Origin of the sequence: Enterobacter pseudoroggenkampii (assembly GCF_026420145.1) — a bacterium.
Lineage (GTDB): Bacteria > Pseudomonadota > Gammaproteobacteria > Enterobacterales > Enterobacteriaceae > Enterobacter > Enterobacter pseudoroggenkampii.
In genome coordinates, this window is record NZ_JAPMLV010000001.1 from 2335356 (window position 1) to 2351478 (window position 16123).

14 protein-coding genes are annotated in these 16123 nt (G+C 55.5%); 10 read left to right on the top strand and 4 right to left on the bottom strand.

The window, feature by feature from the left end; translation table 11 throughout:
* Window positions 1-9: 9 nt before the first annotated feature.
* On the bottom strand, window positions 10-948 hold the full coding sequence (gene fruK / locus OTG14_RS11400; protein WP_023312480.1) for a 1-phosphofructokinase: 939 nt from the start codon (window positions 946-948) through the stop codon (window positions 10-12).
* Window positions 948-2078 carry a fused PTS fructose transporter subunit IIA/HPr protein gene (fruB, locus tag OTG14_RS11405; RefSeq protein WP_032646567.1) on the bottom strand — a complete coding sequence of 377 codons (1131 nt, stop codon included), beginning with the start codon at window positions 2076-2078 and terminating at the stop codon, window positions 948-950. Before fruB ends, fruK begins: the two co-directional genes overlap by 1 nt.
* A gap of 361 nt (window positions 2079-2439) precedes the next feature.
* Here fruB and setB point away from each other — a divergent pair, with 361 nt between their 5' ends.
* A complete protein-coding gene (gene setB / locus OTG14_RS11410; RefSeq protein ID WP_267215080.1) occupies window positions 2440-3621 on the top strand; it encodes a sugar efflux transporter SetB in 1182 nt (393 codons plus the stop codon).
* On the opposite strand, the gene OTG14_RS11415 is transcribed toward setB, so the two are convergent.
* Complete coding sequence (locus OTG14_RS11415; protein ID WP_032645293.1) at window positions 3618-3872, bottom strand: YkgJ family cysteine cluster protein; 255 nt, start codon at window positions 3870-3872, stop codon at window positions 3618-3620. The two genes, setB and OTG14_RS11415, sit on opposite strands and share 4 nt — an antisense overlap.
* Window positions 3873-4035: 163 nt before the next feature.
* On the opposite strand from OTG14_RS11415, the gene yeiP reads away from it, so the two are divergent.
* Entirely contained in the window at window positions 4036-4608 is a 573-nt protein-coding gene (yeiP, locus tag OTG14_RS11420; RefSeq protein WP_008500940.1) for an elongation factor P-like protein YeiP, read from the top strand.
* A 117-nt stretch (window positions 4609-4725) separates the two neighbouring features.
* On the opposite strand, the gene uxuA is transcribed toward yeiP, so the two are convergent.
* Window positions 4726-5916: a mannonate dehydratase gene (gene uxuA / locus OTG14_RS11425; protein WP_267215081.1), complete on the bottom strand. Its 1191-nt coding sequence runs from the start codon at window positions 5914-5916 to the stop codon at window positions 4726-4728.
* Between the two features lie 205 nt (window positions 5917-6121).
* On the opposite strand from uxuA, the gene OTG14_RS11430 reads away from it, so the two are divergent.
* The 8 genes from OTG14_RS11430 (at window position 6122) to OTG14_RS11465 (ending at window position 16122) form a co-directional block, all read left to right on the top strand.
* Window positions 6122-7588: a mannitol dehydrogenase family protein gene (locus OTG14_RS11430; protein ID WP_267215082.1), complete on the top strand. Its 1467-nt coding sequence runs from the start codon at window positions 6122-6124 to the stop codon at window positions 7586-7588.
* 122 nt (window positions 7589-7710) lie between these two features.
* Window positions 7711-8697 carry a CobW family GTP-binding protein gene (locus OTG14_RS11435; protein ID WP_024908179.1) on the top strand — a complete coding sequence of 329 codons (987 nt, stop codon included), beginning with the start codon at window positions 7711-7713 and terminating at the stop codon, window positions 8695-8697.
* A 33-nt stretch (window positions 8698-8730) separates the two neighbouring features.
* A complete protein-coding gene (locus OTG14_RS11440; protein WP_032646574.1) occupies window positions 8731-9432 on the top strand; it encodes a phosphatase PAP2 family protein in 702 nt (233 codons plus the stop codon).
* Between the two features lie 427 nt (window positions 9433-9859).
* Complete coding sequence (mepS, locus tag OTG14_RS11445) at window positions 9860-10429, top strand: bifunctional murein DD-endopeptidase/murein LD-carboxypeptidase (RefSeq protein WP_008500946.1); 570 nt, start codon at window positions 9860-9862, stop codon at window positions 10427-10429.
* 127 nt (window positions 10430-10556) lie between these two features.
* Window positions 10557-12113, top strand: a complete 1557-nt coding sequence (locus tag OTG14_RS11450; protein WP_024908180.1) for a cyclic di-GMP phosphodiesterase — start codon at window positions 10557-10559, stop codon at window positions 12111-12113.
* 74 nt (window positions 12114-12187) lie between these two features.
* On the top strand, window positions 12188-13993 hold the full coding sequence (locus OTG14_RS11455; RefSeq protein WP_267215083.1) for an extracellular solute-binding protein: 1806 nt from the start codon (window positions 12188-12190) through the stop codon (window positions 13991-13993).
* 9 nt (window positions 13994-14002) lie between these two features.
* A complete protein-coding gene (locus tag OTG14_RS11460) occupies window positions 14003-15097 on the top strand; it encodes a microcin C ABC transporter permease YejB (RefSeq protein ID WP_024908182.1) in 1095 nt (364 codons plus the stop codon).
* The gene (locus OTG14_RS11465) at window positions 15097-16122 is read left to right on the top strand and encodes an ABC transporter permease (protein ID WP_024908183.1); all 1026 of its coding nucleotides are present in this window, start codon (window positions 15097-15099) and stop codon (window positions 16120-16122) included. Before OTG14_RS11460 ends, OTG14_RS11465 begins: the two co-directional genes overlap by 1 nt.
* The last annotated feature ends 1 nt before the right edge of the window (window position 16123 follow it).

Genomic DNA, 16123 nt, shown 5'->3' on the forward strand with positions numbered 1-16123 from the left:
CTCCTGCTGTTAGTTAAAAGGTTTTAAGTCAACGCGCGCCATCATCGCGGCTAACTGGGTACGATCGGTAATACCGACGTTGCTCTGGCTGACGGCCAGGGCAGCAACGGCAGTGGCAAGACGTAAAGTATGTTCACTGGATTCACGCATCAGCAGACCATAAATCAGGCCGCCAACCATGGAATCCCCTGCGCCAACGGTACTCACAACTTCCATTGACGGCGGTTTGGCGATCCATTCGCCAGACGCGTTAACCCACAACGCGCCTTCTGCACCAAGCGAGATCACCACGTGAGCGATACCCTGCTCGCGCAGCGCATGGGCAGCGTCAATCACATCTTTTAATTCTGGCAGCTTACGACCCGCCCAGATCTCCAGCTCGCGGCGATTCGGCTTCACCAGCCACGGCGAGGCTTTCAGGCCCGCAACCAGCGCATCGCGGCTGCTGTCAAAAATGATGCACGGGCACTGGCTGCGCAGGCGCGTCATCCAGTCGGTAAACGCTTCCGGGCTCACGCCGGACGGAAGGCTGCCGCTGACGCAGACCATGTCAAACTGACCGAGCCAGGTCAGAGAATCGTTAACAAAACGCTCCCAGTCTGACGGCGTCACTTCGAAGCCCGAGAAGTTCAGGTCGGTTACTTCACCGTCTTTCTCCGTAAGCTTCACGTTGATGCGGGTACGGCCCTGAACAATCTGAAAACGGTTGGCAATGCCCAGCTCGCTGAACAGCTGCTGGAAACCATCCTGGTTATCTTTACCGAGGAATCCACCTACGGTGACGTCGATACCGAGATCCTTGAGCACTTTCGCGACGTTAATCCCTTTACCCGCAGCATGCAGGCCAGTGGTACGCACGAGGTTGACTTCGCCGCGCTCAATTTCCGGGCAAAATCCTACCAGGTCATAAGCCGGGTTCAGCGTAATAGTCGCAACACGTCTGCTCATTATGCGCCCTCCCCCAGACCCGCCGCGATGGCATCGCCAATCGCTTTCAGCGCCTGTTCAGCATCAGCACCCTGTGCGGTGAAACGCAGACGGTGCCCTTTCTTCACGCCCAGCGCGACAACTTTCATCAGACTACGGCCGTTGGCCGGTTTGCCCGTGCCATCAAGATTCGCCACGGTGATCTCACTCTCGAATTGTTTAATGGTATTCACCAGCATGGTGCCCGGACGGGCATGCAGGCCGTGCTCGTTACGTACCACGAACTCAGCGGTCTGCACGTCTTCAGTCGGCGCATCATCACTGGTCAGCAGCGCCAGCACGGTGGAGGCATCAGCGTTCAGCAGTTTTTCAGCTTTGTTGTTCAGCAGCAGATCGCCCAGACGCTTCAGCACGGAAACCGGCTGTTCATCGTTCATCGCCACGGTCACCAGCATGGCTGCAGGCTCGCCTTCTACGTCAAACGCATTGGCCGCGCGGCTCACGGCGATAGCGCTGCGCAGGTTGCCTTCAGCACTGTCGTTCAGCCAGATACCCTGACCCAGATTCAACGGCTTATCGTTAATCACGCGCGTCACAAACGTGGCATCCGCCGCGCCGGCTTCTTTCAGACGGCCCGCGTTCAGCGCCTGCAGCGTCACCAGATCGGAGGCAACCACATCCAGCGTCAGCGTTTCATTATCCAGTTTCAGCGCTTCGCTCTGTTTTTCGCCCATCAGCAACGCACGCAGCTCTTCAGCTGTGGTTGCGGACTTAAGCTGTTCAGCCACATCGTCATCGCTCAGGACATGCGTCAACTGACGCAGCAGACCTAAGTGTTCGTCGCTGCTGGCCGCGATACCGATGGCCACATAGGCCACCTGACCGTCGCCCCAGAGCACGCCCTGCGGGAACTGATAAACCTTAACGCCGGTTTTCAACACCTGATCGCGGGTATCGGTGGTGCCGTGCGGAATGGCAATGCCATTGCCGAGGAAGGTTGAGGTCTGCTGCTCGCGCGCCAGCATGCCGTTGACATAGCCGTCCGCGACGTTACCCGCCTGCACAAGCGCAGCGGCAACCTGGCGAATAGCCTCTTCTTTATCCCCGGCCTGAGCGCCCGGGTGGATATCCTGAACAGATAACTGGAACATGGTTCTCCACTCCTGCTGAACTTGAATCGTTTCAGCTTTAATGAGAAAAAATGCGCTAGCCTGCTCCGTTTGTTAAAACAAGATAGCGCTGAAACGTTTCAAAAAGTCTTGCGCTTTCTGCAATGTCTTGCAAGTAAACTCGTATTTCCGATCTCAGAATTTAGAGATACAGCACATTTCTTCTTCGTTCAGCTGAATTTTGCTGAAGTTCAGCAAGCCAGTTTCAGCTAAGGTCAGCCGGGTGAGAGGTAAGTTGAAATGCCATTTTGATTTTTCGTGGCATCATTGACCGCACCCACTGTTTATTTTTTAGCTGACGGCGTAAACTCCGCCCCTCTCTGCTACTCGCTAATTATAAAACATGCATAACACCCCTGCGGCGGTCTCGCCGAAGCCCTTTGATTTGACCTCTGCGGCATTCCTCGTTGTTGCCTTCTTCACGGGCATTGCCGGCGCGTTACAGACGCCGACATTGAGCTTATTCCTGACAAACGAGGTTCACGTCCGCCCGGCAATGGTCGGCTTCTTTTTTACCGGAAGCGCCATCATCGGCATCCTGGTCAGCCAGTTTCTGGCGGGGCGATCCGACAGAAAAGGCGATCGTAAAAGCCTGATCGTTTTCTGCTGCCTGCTGGGGGTCATGGCCTGCGTTCTGTTTGCCTGGAACCGCAACTATTTCATTCTGCTCTTCGTCGGGGTATTTCTGAGCAGCTTTGGCTCAACGGCAAACCCTCAGCTGTTCGCCCTTGCCCGCGAACACGCGGACCATACCGGACGTGAAGCGGTGATGTTCAGCTCTGTCCTGCGTGCGCAGGTATCGCTGGCATGGGTGATTGGTCCGCCGCTGGCCTACGCGCTGGCGATGGGTTTTGGTTTTACGGTGATGTACCTGAGTGCGGCCGTTGCGTTTGTGGCGTGCGGCGCGCTGGTGTGGTTCTTCCTGCCGTCCATGCGCAAAGAGCCCAAAGTGGCAACGGGCGTAGTGGAAGCGCCGCGCCGTAACCGCCGCGATGCCCTGCTCCTGTTTGTTATCTGCACTATGATGTGGGGCACCAACAGCCTGTATATCATCAATATGCCGCTGTTTATTATTAATGAACTGCACCTGTCGGAGAAGCTGGCGGGCATCATGATGGGCACCGCGGCCGGGCTTGAGATCCCGACGATGCTCATCGCGGGCTATTACGCTAAGCGCTTCGGAAAGCGGTTTTTAATGCGCATCGCCGCTGTCGCCGGTCTGCTGTTTTATATCGGTATGCTGACGGTACATACGCCTGGGCTGTTGCTGGCGTTACAGCTGCTGAACGCCATCTATATTGGCATTCTCGCCGGGATAGGCATGCTCTATTTCCAGGATCTGATGCCGGGTCAGGCAGGCTCAGCCACCACCCTTTATACTAATACCACCCGCGTGGGCTGGATTATCGCGGGCTCAATGGCCGGCGTCGTGGCCGAAATCTGGAACTATCACACGGTGTTCTGGATTGCGCTGGTGATGTGTACGCTGACGATGGCCTGCCTGGCGAGAATTAAAGATGTTTAAGGCGCAGTGAGCGTTTCAAGTTCAAGAAGGTACGTCATCGCCTGCTCTCGCGTGCTGCCGCACATTTCGGCAGCGGGCTGAAGCCCGGAGCAGACTTTCGGGCGCAACGGTGAGCCAAAGATCATGCACAGGTTGGTTTCCGAGAGCTGAACGCAGCGGGTATTGGCAGGCTTGCCCTCGGGCATTCCTGGAATGGGGCTTGAAATGGACGGTGCAGTACAGCACGCGCCACAATCGGGACGGCAATCCATAAATGCTCTCTTTCGCTGACGATCGCCCGCGAGTCGGGCATCGCGCGCACAGTAACACCTTTTGCGTATTGATAGCAAAAGCCACGAATTCCTCTTGCCTGAAAGGCCGCGCGCGAGTAATTTGGCGCGATATTTTTTACCTCCCGTAAACAGGATTACTGCAATGCCAAGAGCGAACGAAATTAAGAAAGGTATGGTGCTGAATTACAACGGCAAACTGCTGATTGTGAAAGATATCGACATTCAGGCCCCGAGCGCCCGTGGTGCAGCAACGCTGTACAAAATGCGTTTCGCCGATGTGCGTACCGGCCTGAAAGTGGAAGAGCGCTTTAAAGGTGACGATATCGTCGATACCGTGACCCTGACCCGTCGCTATGTTGATTTCTCCTACATCGACGGCAACGAATATGTGTTCATGGATAAAGAAGATTACACCCCGTACATCTTCACCAAAGATCAGATTGAAGAAGAGCTGCTGTTTATCCCTGAAGGCGGCATGCCTGACATGCAGGTTCTGACCTGGGACGGCGTGCTGCTGGCGCTGGAACTGCCTCAGACCGTCGATCTGGAAATCGTTGAAACGGCGCCTGGCATCAAAGGCGCGTCCGCAAGTGCGCGCAACAAACCGGCTACCCTGACGACCGGCCTGGTTGTGCAGGTACCGGAATACCTCTCTGCTGGCGAGAAGATCCGCATCCATATCGAAGAAAAACGCTATATGGGTCGCGCTGACTGATTGCGGCGTTTGTCGGGTGGCGCTACGCTTACCCGACCCACGAAAAAACCGGCCCTGAAGCCGGTTTTTGTGTTTTTGTAGGCCGGGTAAGGCGAAGCCGCCACCCGGCAATTTCGGTTACAGGAGCTCCGGATACTTCGTCATCTTCAGCGCCAGCTCAACGCCGCGCACTTCCGCCATGCCTTTAAGACGGCCAATCGCCGAATAGCCCGGGTTGGTTTTCTTACGCAGATCGTCCAGCATCTGGTGACCGTGATCCGGACGGAACGGGATAGGACGCACATCGCCCGCCTGCTTACGACGCGCCTCTTCCGCCAGAATGGCGTCTACCACCGCCACCATATTCACATCGCCGCCCAGGTGCGCCGCCTCGTGGAAGGTTTTTGGATTCTCTTCACGGCAGGTCGCGCGCAGATGCGTGAAGTGGATACGATCGCCGAAGGCTTCAATCATCCGCACCAGGTCGTTATCCGCACGCACGCCGTAGGAGCCGGTACACATGGTAAAACCGTTGTAAATGCTGTTTACCGTCTCTTTCAGCCATTGCATATCTTCAATCGTAGACACGATACGCGGCAGGCCGAGGATAGGACGCGGTGGATCGTCCGGATGCACGGCCAGGCGAACCCCTACCTCTTCCGCAACCGGCACGATAGCGCGCAGGAAATACGCCATGTTTTCACGCAGTTGCTGCTTATCAATATCGCCGTATTCCGCCAGGCGCGCGCGGAACTGATCCAGCGTATACCCTTCTTCAGCCCCGGGCAGGCCCGCAATAATATTACGGGTCAGCTTTTCGATGTCCGCGTCACTGGCAGCGTTAAACCACGCGCGCGCCTGCTGCTGCTCTTCCGCGGTGTAATCCGCTTCGGCGCCAGGACGTTTCAGAATGTGCAGTTCGAATGCCGCAAAGGCAATCTGATCGAAACGCAGCGCTTTCGAGCCGTCCGGCATCTGATATTCAAGGTCGGTTCGCGTCCAGTCGAGGATAGGCATGAAGTTATAGCAGACCGTATCAATGCCGCAGGTCGCCAGGTTGCGAATGCTCTGCTGATAGTTAGCAATCCAGGTCTGGTACTCCCCTGAATGGGTTTTAATGTCTTCATGAACCGGGATGCTTTCCACCACAGACCAGGTTAACCCCTTCTCCGCCAGCAGCGCCTGACGCTGTTGAATTTCCTCTACCGGCCAGACCTGACCGTTTGGAATATGATGCAGCGCCGTGACGACACCCGTTGCGCCAGCCTGGCGCACATCATCAAGAGAAACCGGATCGTTCGGCCCGTACCAACGCCAGGTTTGTTCCATTGCCTCACCCTCTTAAGTTGTTATACCAATATGTGCTACTGCAATGACGACTACCATACATGTTTGCCGTGAAGGGTCAATACACCGCCACACATTGATTGATCAAACTCACATAACGGGGATATTTACGGCTTACCAATTTTATTTGCTGTCATATAACTTTACACTGGCATTGTTAATTAATGGTTAATCAGGTGTGTACCTCATGAAGACAATTGCCTCCACCGCCCTTCCTGCCCGGGTTCAGCAACCGCGCTACGATCGCCAGTTATTACGCTCCCGCATCGTCCACTTTGGCTTTGGCGCGTTTCACCGTGCGCACCAGGCATTGTTAACAGATCGGGTGCTGAATGAAAAAGGCGGCGACTGGGGGATTTGTGAGATTAGCCTTTTCAGCGGCGATGTGCTGATGAGCCAGCTGCGCGCGCAGGATCATCTGTTCACCGTGCTGGAAAAAGGGGCTGAAGGAAATGAGGCCATTATCGTCGGTGCCGTCCATGAATGCCTGAACGCAAAGCTGGACTCCCTGCCCGCCATTATTGAGAAATTTTGCGAGCCTCAGGTTGCGATTGTCTCGCTCACCATCACGGAAAAAGGCTATTGCATCGATCCCGCGACCGGAAAACTCGATCTGAATAACCCCCGGATCGTCCACGACCTTGAAAACCCCTCCGAGCCACATTCGGCCCCAGGGATCCTGGTCGAAGCCCTCCACCGCCGCCGCGAGCGCGGCTTGTCTGCGTTTACCGTGCTGTCCTGCGACAATATCCCTGACAACGGGCACGTGGTGAAAAACGCGGTGCTGGGCATGGCGCAAAAACGTTCCGCAGGGTTATCTGAATGGATTGATAGCCACGTGAGTTTCCCGGGGACGATGGTCGACAGGATTGTGCCCGCCGCAACGGAGGCCTCGCTGGCGGAAATCACCGACGCGCTCGGCGTGGAAGATCCGTGCGCCATCAGCTGCGAGCCGTTCATTCAGTGGGTCGTAGAAGATAATTTTGTCGCCGGGCGTCCCGAGTGGGAAGTGGCGGGTGTCCAGATGGTGCAGGATGTGCTGCCGTGGGAGCAGATGAAATTACGCATGCTCAACGGCAGCCACTCTTTCCTGGCGTATCTGGGGTACCTCGCGGGCTACGCCCATATAAATGAATGCATGGAGGACGCGGCGTTCCGTGAAGCAGCCCGTCGGCTGATGCTGGACGAGCAGGCCCCCACGTTGCGCATCAAGGATGTCGACCTCACGGCATACGCCGATAGCCTGATCGAGCGCTTTGCCAACCCGGCCCTCCAGCATCGGACCTGGCAAATCGCGATGGACGGTAGCCAGAAACTGCCCCAGAGAATGCTGGACGGGATCCGCGTTCATCTTGAGCGAAATACGCCGTGGTCGCTGCTGGCCCTGGGCGTGGCCGGCTGGATACGCTACGTCAGCGGTACCGACGAACGCGGAAACGCGATTGACGTACGCGATCCCCTTAGCGATAAAATCCGCAAGATTGTTAACGCCAGCAGCGACGCTGACCGCGTTAACGCCCTGCTGGGGCTGAGCGAGGTCTTTGGTCACGATCTTGCGCATAATCGCGTTTTTGTGGAGGCTGTCAGCCAGGCCTATGAGCGCATTACCCGCCACGGCGCGCGTCAGGCTGTTATCGAAACGTTAAATCTTTAACGATTATTGCGTTTAATGCGAACGGATGAGGCCTCCGTTCGCCCTTCCCCTTCTCACAGAGCACGTTTTTCGCCAGGATAGAGAATAGTGTTATAGCATCACCATTCTCATCCGGAGCGCACGTGACCAAAACCAACCTCATCACCGGTTTTCTCGGCAGCGGTAAAACCACCTCAATTCTCCATCTGCTGGCAAATAAAGATCCGGCCGAGAAATGGGCCGTGCTGGTCAATGAATTTGGCGAGGTGGGCATTGACGGCGCGCTGCTGTCATCCAGCGGCGCAATGATTAAAGAGATCCCCGGCGGGTGCATGTGCTGCGTCAATGGCCTGCCGATGCAGGTCGGGCTCAATACTCTGCTGCGTCAGGGCAAACCTGATCGCCTGCTGATTGAACCCACCGGGCTGGGTCACCCGAAGCAGATCCTCGATCTACTGACCGCCCCGGTTTACGAGCCGTGGATCGATCTGCGCGCCACCCTGTGCCTGCTCGATCCGCGTCAGCTTCTGGATGACAAGTCGCTGGCCAATGAGAACTTCCGCGATCAGCTCGCCTCGGCTGACGTTATTGTCGCGAATAAAGCCGATCGCGCCACGGCTGAAAGCCAGGCCGCGCTGGAGTCGTGGTGGCAGCATTTCGGCGGCAATCGCACGCGGGTGCAGGCCACCCAGGGGAATATTGATAGCGCCCTGCTTGACCTTCCACGTCTGAACCTCACCGCGTTGCCAGCCAGCGCGGAGCATGCGCACAGTCACCCGGTTAAGCAGGGCCTGGCAGCCCTGAGTCTGCCGGAGCACCAGCGCTGGCGCCGTAACCTGAACAGCGGTCAGGGATATCAGGCCTGCGGGTGGATTTTTGATGCTGAAACCGTTTTCGACACCATCGGGATCCTCGAGTGGGCCCGACTTGCGCCCGTCGATCGCGTGAAAGGGATCATGCGCACGCCAGACGGGCTGGTGCGAATCAACCGTCAGGGCGACGATTTCTTTATTGAAACGCAAAATGTGGCGCCGCCTGACAGCCGTATAGAGTTAATTAGTGCGGTTAACGCCGACTGGAATGCCCTCCAGTCCAGCCTGTTGAGGATTCGTTTAAGTTCAGGCGGCTAACGTTGCCCCTGTTTTCACACTATACAGAACGTTATGACAACTCGATTTCCCCTGATATTACTGCTTAATGTCGCCGGTCTGGCGCTTTTCTTCTCCTGGTATATCCCGGCGGATCATGGTTTCTGGTTCCCGCTGGATTCTGCCATTTTCCACTTCTTCAACCAGGAGCTGGTGAAGAGCAACGCGTTCCTGTGGCTGGTAGCAATTACCAACAACCGCGCCTTCGACGGCTTCTCGCTGCTGGCGATGGGCTGCCTGATGCTCTCTTTCTGGCTGAAAGAGGACAAAGCCGGGCGTCGGCGTATTCTGATTATCGGTCTGGTGATGCTGCTGTTTGCCGTCGTCATTAACCAGCTGGCCACCGCGATTATTCCGGTTAAGCGCTCCAGCCCAACGCTCTTTTTCACCGATATTTATCGCGTGAGTGAACTGCTGCATATTCCAACAAAAGATGCGTCGAAGGACAGTTTCCCCGGCGATCACGGCATGATGCTGCTTATTTTTTCCGCAATTATGCTTCGCTATTTCGGCAGAAAAGCGTTTGCCATAGCCCTGATTATTTTTGTGGTTTTTGCCTTCCCGCGCGTAATGATTGGCGCTCACTGGTTCACCGATATTGCCGTCGGTTCGCTCTCCGTTGCGCTGATTGCGCTGCCGTGGTGTTTGATGACCCCACTGAGCGACAGGATAATAGCGCTGTTCGATCGTTATCTTCCCGGTAAAGCGCAACAATAATTGAACAAATAACTAACCTAAATTAACGTGAGCTATCAGGGATCGACATGATCCCTGATAGCCTTCCCGCCACGATCTTTTCCCAGTGTCATATTCTTGTCATCACATTCATGATAAAAATGAAGCAATTGCGCGATAAAGCCTCGGATCTGACCGCATTTTAAGCAATTACGGATTTTTACTTTCTGTATCACATTTTCTTATAAAAAAAAGGCTTTTTTTACTCGCAATACCCCTGGCAATCGGTTAATCTCGAACTCGTTTTGCCCCATAGGGATAATTATTTCGATGGTGAATAATTTTGTGCGCTATGCCACAAATGTGACCAGAAAGAATTGTCTCAATGTGAACAGATAATTAGTCTCGTCACGTTTGGCATTTTTATAACGATATTTGTCGTTAAGGACTTCAAGGGATAATAAACAAAATGGTCAAATCTCAACCGTTTCTGAGATATATCTTACGGGGGATCCCGGCGATAGCAGTCGCGGTACTGTTATCTGCATGTAGTACATCGAACACCGCAAAGAATATGCATCCTGAGACGCGTGTTGTGGGAATGGAAGATTCCTCGTCACTGCAAGCCTCTCAGGATGAATTTGAAAATATGGTACGTAATCTGGACGTGAAGTCCCGCATTATGGACCAGTATGCTGACTGGAAAGGCGTGCGCTATCGTCTTGGCGGCAGCACAAAAACAGGTATTGATTGTTCCGGTTTTGTACAGCGTACGTTCCGTGAGCAATTTGGGTTAGATCTTCCGCGTTCAACCTATGAACAGCAGGAGATGGGCAAGTCGATTTCACGTACCAAACTGCGCACCGGTGATCTAGTCCTGTTCCGTGCCGGTTCTACAGGTCGACATGTTGGCATCTACATTGGTAACGACCAGTTCGTACATGCCTCCACCAGCAGCGGTGTGACCATTTCCAGCATGAATGAACCATACTGGAAGAAGCGCTACAACGAAGCACGCCGCGTACTGACCCGCAGTTAATATGACTATTGTATCGTTGGTTATCCCTTGGCTGACGATATGATGAAAAAAAGCACTGCTTCGGCAGTGTTTTTTTTTGCCCATTACACTGAATACATCCAGCGGCATTTCAGGAATCACGACGTCTATGCTCACCCGCTACTTCTCCAGTAATCGTAAGATACTGATCCTCAGTATTATCACGGGCCTCATCACCGCCCTGCTCCTGGGTTCACTGCAATTTTCCTGGAGTTACCACAAGCGGGAAGTCAAATTCGACACTCTGGTGAATGATGTAAGCGCCTATATGGGGAGCTATTTCGACGATTTAAAAAAAGCGGTCAATGTTCTCCAGCCCCTCACGCTGAACACGTGCCACGACGTCAATCAGGAACTCACCTCACGCGCGGCCTTCAGCATTAACGTTCGCGCCTTCCTGCTGGTCAGGGACAAGATGGCGTTCTGCTCTTCCGCCACAGGCCCGATGAATGTCCCGATGGAAACGCTGATACCTGAGCTGAATATCGATAAACCGATCGATATGGCGCTGCTCCCGGGTACCCCCATGCTGCCTGATGAACCTGCAATTGCGATCTGGTACCGCAACCCATTAGTAAAGGGCGGCGGTGTGTTCACTTCAGTGAATATTAATCTGACGCCTTACCTGCTCTACACGGAGCGCCAGGACGAGTTCGCGGGTATAGCCATCATCATCGGCGATAACGCATTGTCGACCCAGTCCAGTACCCTGGTTCATGCGCACGAATTACATGACATCCCGGTCCGCACGGCGACGCTGAAAGACGTCCCCCTGACCATCAACCTGTATGCGGACGCATGGACCAGCGATGAAATTCTCTACGCCGTGTTCTTCGGGCTGGTATGCGGCATTTGTGCCGGTTCGCTTAACTACTACATCCTCAGCATTCGGCTCAACCCGGGTAAAGAGATTTTAAGCGCCATTAAGCGCGGCCAGTTTTACGTGGTTTATCAACCCGTCGTTGATGCCAAATCGCTCAAAATGACCGGGCTTGAAGTGCTGATGCGCTGGAAGCACCCGACAATGGGGGAAATTCCGCCTGACGCGTTTATCAATTTTGCCGAAGCGCAGAAGCTGATTGTCCCACTGACGCTGCATCTCTTTGACCTTATCATTCACGATGCACCCGTGTTACAAACGCTGTTACCCCCGGGTGCCAAGGTGGGCATTAACATTGCGCCGGGGCATCTGCATGCGGAAAGCTTCAAGGACGATATGCGCACCTTCAAAGCGCTACTGCCGCCGGATTATTTCCAGATCGTGCTGGAAATTACCGAACGCGACATGCTGAATCATCGGGAAGCCAACAGCCTCTTCGAATGGCTGCATAACGAAGGGTTTGAAATCGCCATTGATGATTTTGGAACCGGCCACAGCGCGCTGATTTACCTTGAGCATTTCACCATGGACTACCTCAAAATAGACCGTGGTTTTGTTAATGCGATCGGTACTGAGACCGTGACGTCGCCGGTGCTGGATGCCGTTCTGACGCTGGCAAGACGACTGAATATGTCGACCGTCGCCGAAGGGGTAGAGACGCCGGAACAGGCGGCCTGGCTGCGCGAACATGGCGTTAACTTCCTGCAGGGATACTGGATTAGCCGTCCGATGCCGCTGGCGCAGTTCCGCGAATGGCGTCCTGATATTTCGCCCGAGGGCGATTAATTTCACATTGTCCGCGACGTCACTTATTATTCAGCTTAACCGAGCCGGTCTGTAAAAGAGGGAGCCGCCGCGAGATGCTTATGCGCTTTATGTTGCTGATGTTGGCATTCACCAGCCTGTCCAGCCAGGCGCAAGCCATCAAAGAAAATATCGCCTTCGCGGTGATTGGCGAGCCGAAATACGCGGTCAATTTTACGCACTTCGATTACGTCAACCCTGCCGCGCCGAAGGGCGGTAAGGTGACGCTTTCCGCCACGGGAACCTTCGACAACTTCAACCGCTTCGCCCTGCGCGGCGTGGCGGCGGCGCGGACGGAATCGCTTTACGATACGCTCTTTGTCACGTCTGACGATGAACCCGGCAGCTACTATCCGCTGATTGCCGAGAACGTGCGTTACGCCGATAACTTCACCTGGGCGGAAATCTCGCTTAACCCGCGGGCACGTTTTCACGATGGCACGCCGGTGAAGGCCAGCGACGTCGCGTTCACCTTCCATAAATTTATGACCGAAGGCGTGCCCCAGTTCCGCATCGTATATAAGGGCGCGTCCGTCAGAGCCATTGCGCCGCTCACCGTGCGCATCGAGCTGAGTGACCCCAACAAAGAGAACATGCTGAGCCTGTTCTCGCTGCCGGTAATGCCTGAATCGTTCTGGAAAAATCATAAGCTAAGCGATCCCCTTTCGACTCCCCCACTGGCTGGCGGCCCTTACCACATTACCGACTGGCGCATGGGGCAATATGTCGTCTATTCCCGCGTCAAAGACTACTGGGCGGCCAATCTGCCGGTAAACCGCGGACGCTGGAACTTCGACACCCTTCGCTATGATTACTACCTCGACGATAACGTGGCGTTTGAAGCGTTCAAAGCCGGGGCCTTCGATTTGCGCGTCGAGAGCAGCGCCAAAAACTGGGCGACCCGCTATATCGGCAAAAATTTCGCAAAAGGCTATATCGTCAAAGACGAGCACAAAAATGAGTCTGCCCAGGACACCCGCTGGCTGGCGTTTAATATTCAGCGTCCGGTATTTAATGACCGCCGGGTGCGGGAAGCCATCTCCCTGGCCTTTGATTTTGAGTGGATGAACAAAGCGCTGTTTTACGGGGCCTACAGCCGCGCCAACAGCTATTTTCAGAATACCGAATACGCCGCGCGCGATTACCCGAAAGCCGACGAGCTGGTCCTGCTGGCACCGCTAAAAGCGGAGGTTCCGCCACAGGTGTTCACCACCGTGTTTCAGCCGCCCGCATCGAAGGGTGACGGCTACGACCGTGACAACCTGCTGAAGGCCAGTAAGCTGCTGGATGACGCGGGCTGGCACCTGAAAAATCAAAAGCGTGTGGATGCCAAAACGGGTAAGCCGCTCAGCTTTGAGCTGCTGCTCTCGTCCGGAGGCAACGATCAGTGGGTGCTGCCGTTTAAGCACAATCTTGAGCGGCTGGGCGTGACCATGAACATTCGCCAGGTGGATAACGCGCAGATCACCAGCCGCATGCGCAGCCGTGATTACGACATGATGCAGCGCCTGTGGCCCGCCCAGCCGTGGCCCAGCTCGGACCTGCAAATCTCCTGGGCCTCCAGCTACATCGACTCCTCGTACAACGCGCCGGGGGTAAAAAGCCCGGCGATTGACGCGCTGATTGCGAAAATCGTGGCGGCGCAGGGGGATAAAGAAAAGCTCCTGCCGCTCGGGCGCGCCCTCGACAGGGTCTTAACCTGGAACTACTACATGCTGCCGATGTGGTATATGGGCGAAGATCGCCTTGCGCGCTGGGATAAGTTCTCCGTGCCTGCCGTGCGCCCTGTCTACTCCCTGGGCTTTGATACCTGGTGGTATGACGTTAACAAAGCCGCCAGACTTCCCGCTGAGCGGCGATAAGGAATTATCATGGGTGCCTATCTTCTCCGCCGTCTGCTGCTGGTCATCCCCACCCTGTGGGCCATCATCACGATTAACTTTTTTATCGTGCAAATCGCCCCCGGTGGGCCGGTCGATCAGGCCATTGCCGCCATTGAATTTGGCAACAGCGGCGGCATGCCCGGCGGCGGCGGTGAAGGGATGGGCGCCAGCCATGCGCGAACCGGCGTAGGGAATATCAGTGAAAGCCACTACCGCGGCGGACGCGGGCTGGATCCGGAAGTGATCGCCGAGATCACCCACCGCTACGGCTTTGACAAACCGATTCACGAGCGCTATTTCAAAATGCTCTGGGATTACATCCGCTTCGATTTTGGCGATAGCCTGTTTCGCAGTGCGTCAGTGCTGACGCTGATCAAGCAAAGCCTGCCGGTTTCGATCACGCTGGGGCTGTGGGGAACGCTGATTATCTATCTGGTCTCTATTCCGCTCGGGATCCGCAAAGCGGTGTACAACGGCAGCCGGTTCGATATCTGGAGCAGCACGTTCATCATTATTGGCTATGCCATCCCGGCGTTTCTGTTTGCCGTCCTGCTGATCGTCTTTTTTGCCGGGGGAAGCTATTTCGACCTCTTCCCGCTGCGGGGGCTGGTTTCCGCCGATTTCAGCTCCCTACCGTGGTATCAGAAAATCACCGACTACCTCTGGCATATCACGCTGCCGGTGCTGGCCACGGTCATCGGCGGGTTTGCGGCCCTGACCATGTTGACCAAAAACGCCTTTCTCGATGAAATTCGTAAACAGTACGTCGTCACGGCCCGCGCCAAGGGCGTGAGCGAGAAGCAGATCATGTGGAAACACGTGTTTCGCAACGCCATGCTGCTGGTGATCGCCGGATTTCCGGCCACGTTCATCGGCATGTTTTTTACCGGCTCGCTGCTGATAGAGGTGATGTTTTCGCTCAACGGCCTGGGGCTGCTGGGCTATGAGGCTACCGTGTCGCGCGATTATCCGGTGATGTTTGGCACACTCTATATTTTCACCCTGATTGGCCTGCTGCTGAATATCATCAGTGATATCAGCTATACGCTGGTCGATCCCCGAATCGATTTTGAGGGCCGCTGATGCCGCGTTTAAGCCCCGTCAATCAGGCCCGCTGGGCCCGTTTTCGCCACAACCGCCGCGGCTACTGGTCGCTGTGGATTTTTGCCGTGCTGTTTGCCTTAAGCATGTGTTCGGAGCTGATCGCCAACGACAAACCGCTGCTGGTGCATTTTAACGACCGCTGGTACGTGCCGGTTATCGCCAGCTACACCGAAAGCGACTTTGGCGGCCCGTTTGCGACCCCGGCTGAATATCAGGATCCGTGGCTTCGCGATCAAATCGACAGGCACGGCTGGGCGCTCTGGGCACCGGTGCGCTTTGGCGCAAACAGCATTAACTTCGCCACCACGACCCCCTTCCCTTCCCCGCCCTCCGCGCAAAACTGGCTGGGAACCGATGCGAACGGCGGCGACGTGCTGGCCCGCATCCTGTACGGCACGCGAATCTCGCTTCTCTTTGGGCTGATGCTGACGATCTTCTCAAGCGTCATGGGCGTCGTGGCGGGTGCCGTTCAGGGCTACTACGGCGGGAAAATTGACCTGTGGGGCCAGCGGATTATTGAAGTCTGGTCAGGCATGCCGACGCTGTTTCTGATCATCCTGCTTTCCAGCGTCGTACAGCCCAACTTCTGGTGGCTATTAGGCATCACCGTCCTGTTCGGCTGGATGGCGCTGGTCGGTGTGGTAAGGGCCGAGTTTCTGCGCACCCGCAATTTCGACTATATTCGCGCCGCGCAGGCGCTTGGCGTGAGTGACCGCGGGATCATCTTCCGCCATATGCTGCCCAACGCGGTGGTAGCAACGCTCACCTTCCTGCCGTTTATTCTGTGCAGCTCCATCACCACCCTCACTTCGCTGGATTTTCTTGGTTTCGGGCTACCGTTGGGTTCCCCGTCGCTCGGCGAACTGCTGCTGCAGGGCAAAAACAACCTGCAGGCACCGTGGTTAGGCATCGCCGCCTTTCTTTCCGTGGCCGTGCTGCTGTCGCTGCTGATTTTTATTGGCGAAGCCGTGCGCGATGCCTTTGATCCGAACAAGGCGGTATAAA